Origin of the sequence: Pseudomonas sp. Sample_21, from assembly GCF_004307525.1 — a bacterium.
Lineage (GTDB): Bacteria > Pseudomonadota > Gammaproteobacteria > Pseudomonadales > Pseudomonadaceae > Aquipseudomonas > Aquipseudomonas atacamensis.
The window spans coordinates 43,761-51,442 of the sequence record NZ_RCNZ01000079.1 but is presented as its reverse complement, the minus strand read 5'-3'; the positions used below and the strand labels follow the sequence as shown (position 1 = coordinate 51,442).

Below are 7,682 nucleotides of genomic sequence, written 5' to 3'. Positions count from 1 at the left end.
GCCCACGTTTATCTATTTGAAAATCTGATCTATTCAGGTCGTTACCGTTTGTCGGGACGTTGGATCCAAGCGCTTTTTGGATGCAACAAAATGTGTCGTTTTCGACATTATCCAAAGGGACGCTGGAAAAGGTCCGGGCGGAATCGCCGAGGGTGATGGCTAAGCGATATTGAATTTCTCAAAGCGCAGGCCACACTCCGCAGTTGCCTGTCTGCGAAGGTATTAATCAATAAGCGTGGGAGGGGGGAAAGGCTTTGTATAAGAAATCCCGTTGTACCGTTTCAGCTGTTCTTTCTATCCCTCAGCAGTTAATGCGCTAGCTATCGATCGCCGAAGTGATCGGACGATATCCAGCGCAGACTGATCGCTAACACTGCCGGGGCACTGATCAAACATATGCGGCGCCCCAGGGTAGACATGCAGTTCGACGGCAACCCCGGCGCGGGACAGACGCAGGGCAAATGCCACGTCCTCTTCCAGAAACAGATCCAGCGCCCCGACGGCCAGAAACGTCGGTGGCAAGTCACGCAGATCGTCCTGCAGGGCCGGCGAAAACCAGCCGATTGGCAGATCATCCAGCGCTTGGTCAGCGCGCAGGCAATCCCAGCAGAACTGGTTGGCTTGCGCTGGCCAGCCAATCACGCCGGTCGTGCTGTTCTGCTGAGGCGAGGCTGCGCTGCCCGAACGGTAATCGAGCATCGGATAAACCAGCACCTGACTGGCGATGGGATGTTCGCCGCGATCCCGCGCCACAATGGCCAGCGCTGCTGCCAGCCCGGCGCCGGCACTGTGGCCCATGACGATTACTTTGTCGGCGTCAATATTGAGCGTTTGCTGGTGGGCGAAAACCCAGCCGAGGGCGGTGTAACAATCCTCCAGAGGAACAGGGAAGGGGTGCTCTGGCGCGAGACGGTAATCGACGGCGACGATGATCGCCTGAAGTGCTTCGGCGAGGTTAGCCAGATAGTCATCGGCCATTTCGGGGCAACCAAGGACGAAGCCTCCACCGTGGATGTACAGGATCACCGCAAAATTACCGTCCGCTGCTGCGGCGGCGGGCCGGTAAAGACGCAGGCGCAAATTCTCACCGTCGTGGGCCTTGGTCCATAGGTTTTCTCCGCACGCTTGTTCTCGGGATTTGAATGTCGCATGGACACGCTCCCTGATCGCGGGCAGCGTTTCCAAAGTCCAGTCTTCAGCGCCGGGGGTTAAAAAGCTTTTGAAGTCGGGATCCAGCAGTTCATATGCTTTCACGTTCTGCCTCCTGTTCTCGAATGAGCGAGCGCCTCTGATCGAAGCGCCGCCCACGGTGGAGTTACAGCCAGGCTTTGATCTGCGCACACACAGCCGGCGTCGAAATGCCGTAGCGATCATGCAGCGTCGGCAGGGCACCGGCGTCGAGGAAGGCGTCGGGCAACGCGATCTGTCTGAAGGTGGGCGTCACGCCATTGCGCAACAACAACCCGGCAACCGCCTCACCCAAACCGCCGATGATCGAGCTGTTCTCGGCTGTGACCACCAGACGCCCGGATTTGCGCGCTTCGGCGAGAATGGTTTGCTCATCCAGCGGCTTGATGGTCGGCACGTGCAGCACGGCCACATCAATGCCGTCGGCCTGCAATTGCTTGGCCGCCTCCAGTGAGCGCATGGTCATCAGCCCGGTGGAGATGATCAGCACGTCGTTGCCCGTGCGCAGGGTCTTGGCCTTGCCGATCTCGAATTTATAACCGTACTCGTCCAGCACCAACGGCACATTGCCGCGCAGCAAACGCATATAGACCGGGCCTTGGTGAGCGGCGATGGCCGGCACGGCCTGTTCGATTTCCAGCGCATCGCACGGGTCGACAATCATCAGATTGGGCATGGCGCGGAAAATAGCCAGATCATCGGTGGCTTGGTGGCTCGGCCCGTAACCCGTGGTGAGGCCGGGCAAACCGCAAACGATTTTGACGTTAAGGTTTTCCTCGGCGATGGCCATGCAGATGAAGTCGTAAGCACGGCGCGATGCGAACACCGCGTAGGTGGTGGCGAAGGGTACGAAACCCTCACGCGCCATGCCCGCCGCAGCGCTCATCAGCAACTGTTCGGCCATGCCCATTTGATAGAAACGCTCCGGGTGCGCCTTGGCGAAAATGTGCAGGTCGGTGTACTTGGACAGGTCAGCCGAGAGACCGACGATGTCCGCGCGCTGGTCTGCCAGCGCTGCGAGCGCATGGCCGAACGGTGCCGAGCGGGTCGCCTGGCCCTCGGAGGCAATCGAGGCAATCATCGCCGAGGTGGTCAGGCGCTTTTTCACCGGCGCGCCAGTAGCAGTCGAAGGCGCATTGTTGGCGGCGTTGCTCATTGGTCTTTTCCTTCTTCAAGGTTGCTCAGTGCCAGGTCCCATTCGTGCTCTTCGACGCGAATGAAGTGGGTCTTTTCCCGGTTCTCCAGAAACGGCACGCCTTTGCCCATTTTCGTGTCGCAGATGATCACGCGCGGTTGCCCGCCGGGGTGATTGCGCGCGGCATCGAATGCAGCGACCAGGGCGTCGAGGTCATTGCCGTCGACGCGCTGGGTGAACCAGCCAAAGGCTTGCCAGCGATCGACAATGGGTTCGAACGAGAGAATCTCGCTGGAGTAACCGTCGGCCTGCTGGTTATTGACGTCGACGATGGCGATCAGATTGTCGAGCTGCCAGTGCGAAGCCGACATCACCGCTTCCCAGGTCGAGCCTTCATTGAGTTCGCCATCGGACAGCAGGTTGTAGACGAACGAGGCCGAGCCTTTGCGCTTGAGGCCCAGGCAGGCACCGACCGCGATACCCAGGCCCTGACCCAGCGAGCCGCCGGTGATTTCCATCCCCGGGGTATAGGCGGCCATGCCCGACATCGGCAGGCGGCTGTCATCCGAACCGTAGGTTTCCAGCTCGTCGAGGGGAATGACCTCGGCTTCGATCAGCGCTGCGTACAGCGCGATGGCGTAGTGGCCGATGGAGAGATAGAAGCGATCGCGCTGCTCCCATTCGGGATCTGTCGGGCGATGGTTCAGCGCATGAAAGTAAGACACCGCCAGCAGGTCAGCCGCGCCGAGGGCCTGGCCCACATAGCCCTGGCCCTGAACCTGGCCCATGCGCAGTGCATGGCGGCGAATGTTGTGCGCGCGCTGGGTCAGGCTCAGCGATGCAGCGTGTGCAAGATTAGTCGTCATGATGAAACTCCGTTGACTCAACGATTGACCAAAGCGGCAGGAATACGCAGGACCAGGCTGGCGCCGAGGAACAGCACGCCGGTAATCAGGTACATGCCGATGGCACTGGAACCGGTCAGGGTGGTGATCCAGCCGATCAGATAAGGCGAGCAGAACCCGGCGAGGTTGGCGAAGCTGTTGACCGCGGCGATGCCGGCGGCCGCAGACACCCCGCCAAGCAGCGTGGTGGGCAGCATCCAGAACAACGAGGTGGCGGAGAGAATGCCGGAGGCGGCCAGGCACAGACTGAGGATCGACAAGGTCGGATTGCCGCCCATCAGCGCTGCCAGACTCAAGCCGATCGCACCGGCAATCATCGGTACGATCAGGTGCCAGCGGCGCTCGCGATGTTTGTCGCCACTGCGGCCGACTAGGAGCATGGCGGCGATGGCGCACAGATAGGGCAGGCTGGTCAGGAAACCGATGTGCAGCGGGTCGGAAACCCCTGCATTACGCACCAGTGTCGGCAGCCAGAAGGTGATCGCATATTGGCCCATGACCACACAGAAGTAGATCGCCGCCAGCAGCCACAAGCGCCGGTCGCGAATGAACTCGCCGACCGAGGCGTGGGTGACCTTTTGCTGGTCGTCTTCGGCCAGCTCGCGAGTGATCAAGGCTTTTTCGTCGTCATTGAGCCAGGTCGCCTGATGCACGCCGTCCTTCAGATAACTCAGCACCAGCAGGCCGACGACCACGGTGGGCACCGCCTCGAGAACGAACATCCACTGCCAGCCGGCCCAGCCGTGCACACCGGCAAAGTGGTTCATGATCCAGCCCGAAAGCGGGCCACCGACCATGCCCGACAGCGGAATGGCGATAAACCACAACACGGTCATGCGCGCCCGCCGATAGGACGGAAACCAGTAGGTCAGGTAGAGCAGCAGGCCCGGCGCCAGACCGGCTTCGGCGATCCCCAGCAGAAAGCGCAGGGCATAGAACTGCCACGCGGTTTCGACGAAGGCGAACAGGGCCGAGACGATGCCCCAGGTGATCATGATCCGCGCAATCCACACTCGCGCGCCGACCTTGTGCAGGATGATGTTGCTGGGCACTTCGCAGAGGAAATAGCCGATGAAAAACACCCCCGCGCCCAGTCCGTAGACCGTTTCGCTGAGGGCCAGATCGTTCATCATTTGCAGCTTGGCGAAACCGACATTGACCCGGTCCAGATAGGCGCACAGGTAGCACAGCATCAGGAACGGCATCAGCCGCCAGGCTGTTTTGCGGTAGGCAGAAGAACGCACGGTCGAAACCGCTTCGAGCGACAGGGTAGTCATGATGGTCTGATCTCTTGTTTTTATTGACCGCCAGGCCATCAGGCCCGGCTGCGTCATCGATCCAGAACCGCACGGGCCACGCAGGCCCGCCCAGAGTTACTCAGTGAATCAGCATGCCGCCGTTCACATCGAGGGTGATGCCGGTCAGATAGGCGGACAGGTCGCTGGCCAGAAACAGCGCGGCGTTGGCGACGTCCTGCGCTTGACCCAGGCGCCCGAGCGGAATGCCTTCGATGATGGCGTGGCGGCGTTCATCCTGCATCAGGCCGCCGGTGATGTCGGTGTGAATCAGGCCCGGGGCGATGGAGTTGACGCGGATGTTGTCCGGCCCCAATTCCCGCGCCATGGCCTTGCCCAGCCCCAGCACACCGGCCTTGGCCGCGCTGTAATGCGGGCCGCCGAAGATGCCGCCGCCGCGCTGGGCCGACACCGACGACATGCAGACGATGCTGCCGGAAGACTGTTGGCGCATCAGCGGAATCACCGCCTGGGACATGAGCAAAGTGCCGCGCAGGCTGACGTCCAGCACCTTGTCGTAGTCCGAAGGGCGAATATCCAGAGTCTTCAGTGGCTGGGTGATGCCGGCGTTGTTGACGAGAATATCGATGCGCCCGAAGTGCTCGATGATGGTGGCGACGGCTTGCTGAACCTGCGCTTCGTCGGCCACGTTGGCCGCCAGGCCCAGATGACCTTCGCCCAGTGCTGCGGCGGCGTCACGTGCTGCGGATGCATCCAGATCGAGGATGACCACGCGAGCGCCGTGTTGCGCAAATGTGCTGGCGGTAGCGCGGCCAATGCCACGGGCAGATGCGGCACCGGTAATGATTGCGACTTTGCCTTGAAGAAGCATGGAGGATTCCCTCGAATTGTTTTTATTGGGTCGGTGTGTAAGTAACCGATGACTCAGCTTGTCCTCCGTGGCGAGCGTGAGCAATAACGCGGAAGTCACTCAATGCTGAAAAAAATTCAGCACTCGTCAGGCCGTTTCGCAAATGCTTGAATGAAACCGGTCCGTACATCACAACAAATCACCACGGAGTCACCATGCGCTCAGACACTGAGGCATCGATCATCCTGCCACCGCTGAAAGCAATTCAGGCCTTCGAGCAAACCGCGCGCTTCGGCAACGTCGCCAGAGCGGCGGAAGTGCTGGACCTGACGCCCTCGGCAGTCAGCCATCAACTGGCGAAACTCGAAGGGATGATCGGCCGGCAATTATTCGTTCGCGCTGCTCGGGGCGTCTCGCTGACGCCGGTCGGCGAGCAGTACCTCAAGGAAGTCTCCGGGATTCTGCACAGCCTCGCCGTTGCCACCGAGCGTGCGGCCAGCGATGTCAGCCTCGATTGCCTGCGCTTGCACTCATCGCCAAGCTTCGGCCTGCTCTGGCTGATGCCGCGCCTGGAAGCGTTTCGCGCCAGTCACCCGGACATACAGATCAATCTGTCGTGCTCCTATGAATCGCTGCACTTCAGTCGCGACAAGATCGACGTCGATATCCGTCACGGTCTGCCGAACTGGCCCAGTTATGAGGTGCGCACGGTCAGGAACGAGACGTTCGCGGTGCTGACCTCACCGAAACTGCTCGCGCAACGCCCGGTACGCGGCGCGGCGGATCTGCTGGAGTGCGATCTGATTCTGTCGGAAGCCACCCTGCTCAAATGGCCGCAATGGTTTGCCCAGCATGGTCTGGCGCGTCCGGAACGGCCTTACGCATTGAGCTTCGATCGTTCATACATGTCGTTGGAAGCCGCGAGTCACGGCCTGGGTTTCGCACTGGAAAGCACATTGCTGGCGCAGAAGTATCTGGCGGCGGGCACGCTGGTTGAAGTCGCGCCTGAATCTCTGAGTGCTGCGGTGGCGGCGCACCATCTGGTATTCCCCAAAGCGCATTCCAGCTTCCCACGGGTCAGGCGTTTTCTGGCGTGGATGGAGAGCGAGTTGGGGCACGAGTTCGCGTATTGAGTGGGGATCAATTCTTTCAAACTCTCTGAACTGCTCAAGGTCAATCCTTTAACGTCACGTCATTCACATCAGAGGTGAAGGAATGGATAACTACCACATCAGTAAAAACCAGCAGCGCTGGGAACTGGTCAAAGAGGGCGCGCAGCGTGCGTCGAAAACGGCTGCGACCAAAGCCGAGATCACCCAGATCGCCAGCGACTACCTCCAAGACAAAACCGCCTCGCTGAAAATCCATAAAGAAGACGGGACGATTCAGGAAGAACGCACCTTTCCGCGCGCAGCCGACCCGCGAAAAACCAAAGGCTGATCAGGCTGTTCTTTTCTGTGTTCATCGTTTCTTCAGAAGGGTCTGATTTATGGTCATTGCATGTCTGGGATGGGGCTCACTGATCTGGAAACCGGACGGTTTGCCGCTGGCCAGTGAGTGGTTTGCCGACGGGCCGCAGGTACCGGTCGACTTCGTTCGCGTCAGTGACACTGGCGAGTTGACTACAGCCATAAGCGCGAACGCGCCGCCGTGCAAAGTGCTGTGGTCGGTCCTCGACGTGACCGATCTCGATCAGGCCCGCGAACTCCTGCGTATTCGAGAAGGCGTGCCGGAGGGCAGGGAGGACGGCATCGGCAGTTTCACCGTCGGTACCTCGCCGATGGGCATGCTCGCTGAGTGGGCAATTCCTCGGCAACTGGATGCAGTTATCTGGACGGCGCTGCCCGGCAGATTCAAGAACATTGAAGGCCTGGTGCCGAATGTCGACGACGCAGTTTCTTATCTGGCCGGGTTGAGCGGCGCGGCGCACGAACAAGCGCGCGACTATATCGAACAGGTGCCGGCGCAGATCGACACGCCGTATCGCCGTGAAATCATTGCCAGGCTCGGGTGGAAATAATGAGCACCCGCAGCCAGGCGCAGATTGTCGCGATCTTCGATCAGCTGTTGGCACTGCGAGAAAGTGTGGACATTCTCCAGCACGTGGAGAGCGCCAGCGTCGAGTCGCTGCGTGGCCATCAGACCGTGGACGCCCCCGAGTCGCTGGATCTGGTATTTCAGAAACTTCATGAAGACATCGCCAGCATGGAGGAAACGTTGGCGACGATTGCCGAGGCGACCGGGGACGTGTCGAAGTTATGAGGGTGTCGCGGGGCTGGCATGCAGAGATGATGTGCCGGGTCTGGCGCCTTCGCGAGCAGGCTCGCTCCCACAGGGATTTGCGTCAC

At 60.4% G+C, this 7,682-nt stretch carries 9 protein-coding genes; 4 read left to right on the top strand and 5 right to left on the bottom strand.

Going from position 1 to position 7,682, the window contains the following annotated elements:
* Positions 1 to 294 precede the first annotated feature (294 nt).
* The 5 genes from D8U71_RS14100 to D8U71_RS14080 all read right to left on the bottom strand — a co-directional run bounded on the left by D8U71_RS14100 (position 295) and on the right by D8U71_RS14080 (position 5,355).
* Entirely contained in the window at positions 295 to 1,254 is a 960-nt protein-coding gene (locus D8U71_RS14100) for an alpha/beta hydrolase (protein ID WP_130887997.1), read from the bottom strand.
* A 61-nt stretch (positions 1,255 to 1,315) separates the two neighbouring features.
* Positions 1,316 to 2,344, bottom strand: coding sequence for a transketolase family protein (locus D8U71_RS14095; protein ID WP_122699152.1), 1,029 nt, complete (start codon positions 2,342 to 2,344; stop codon positions 1,316 to 1,318).
* A complete protein-coding gene (locus tag D8U71_RS14090; protein WP_130887996.1) occupies positions 2,341 to 3,189 on the bottom strand; it encodes a transketolase in 849 nt (282 codons plus the stop codon). Before D8U71_RS14090 ends, D8U71_RS14095 begins: the two co-directional genes overlap by 4 nt.
* A gap of 17 nt (positions 3,190 to 3,206) precedes the next feature.
* A complete protein-coding gene (locus D8U71_RS14085) occupies positions 3,207 to 4,505 on the bottom strand; it encodes an MFS transporter (protein ID WP_130887995.1) in 1,299 nt (432 codons plus the stop codon).
* A gap of 100 nt (positions 4,506 to 4,605) precedes the next feature.
* Complete coding sequence (locus D8U71_RS14080; RefSeq protein ID WP_122610062.1) at positions 4,606 to 5,355, bottom strand: SDR family NAD(P)-dependent oxidoreductase; 750 nt, start codon at positions 5,353 to 5,355, stop codon at positions 4,606 to 4,608.
* A 194-nt stretch (positions 5,356 to 5,549) separates the two neighbouring features.
* Between D8U71_RS14080 and D8U71_RS14075 the strand changes: the two genes are divergently transcribed.
* From D8U71_RS14075 to D8U71_RS14060, 4 genes are all read left to right on the top strand, one after another.
* The gene (locus D8U71_RS14075) at positions 5,550 to 6,467 is read left to right on the top strand and encodes a LysR substrate-binding domain-containing protein (RefSeq protein ID WP_024012668.1); all 918 of its coding nucleotides are present in this window, start codon (positions 5,550 to 5,552) and stop codon (positions 6,465 to 6,467) included.
* Between the two features lie 82 nt (positions 6,468 to 6,549).
* Positions 6,550 to 6,774 (top strand): DUF2188 domain-containing protein, encoded by a 225-nt coding sequence (locus D8U71_RS14070; RefSeq protein WP_039758787.1) that lies wholly within the window; start codon positions 6,550 to 6,552, stop codon positions 6,772 to 6,774.
* 49 nt (positions 6,775 to 6,823) lie between these two features.
* The gene (locus D8U71_RS14065; RefSeq protein WP_130887994.1) at positions 6,824 to 7,354 is read left to right on the top strand and encodes a hypothetical protein; all 531 of its coding nucleotides are present in this window, start codon (positions 6,824 to 6,826) and stop codon (positions 7,352 to 7,354) included.
* Complete coding sequence (locus D8U71_RS14060) at positions 7,354 to 7,596, top strand: hypothetical protein (RefSeq protein WP_130887993.1); 243 nt, start codon at positions 7,354 to 7,356, stop codon at positions 7,594 to 7,596. Before D8U71_RS14065 ends, D8U71_RS14060 begins: the two co-directional genes overlap by 1 nt.
* The last annotated feature ends 86 nt before the right edge of the window (positions 7,597 to 7,682 follow it).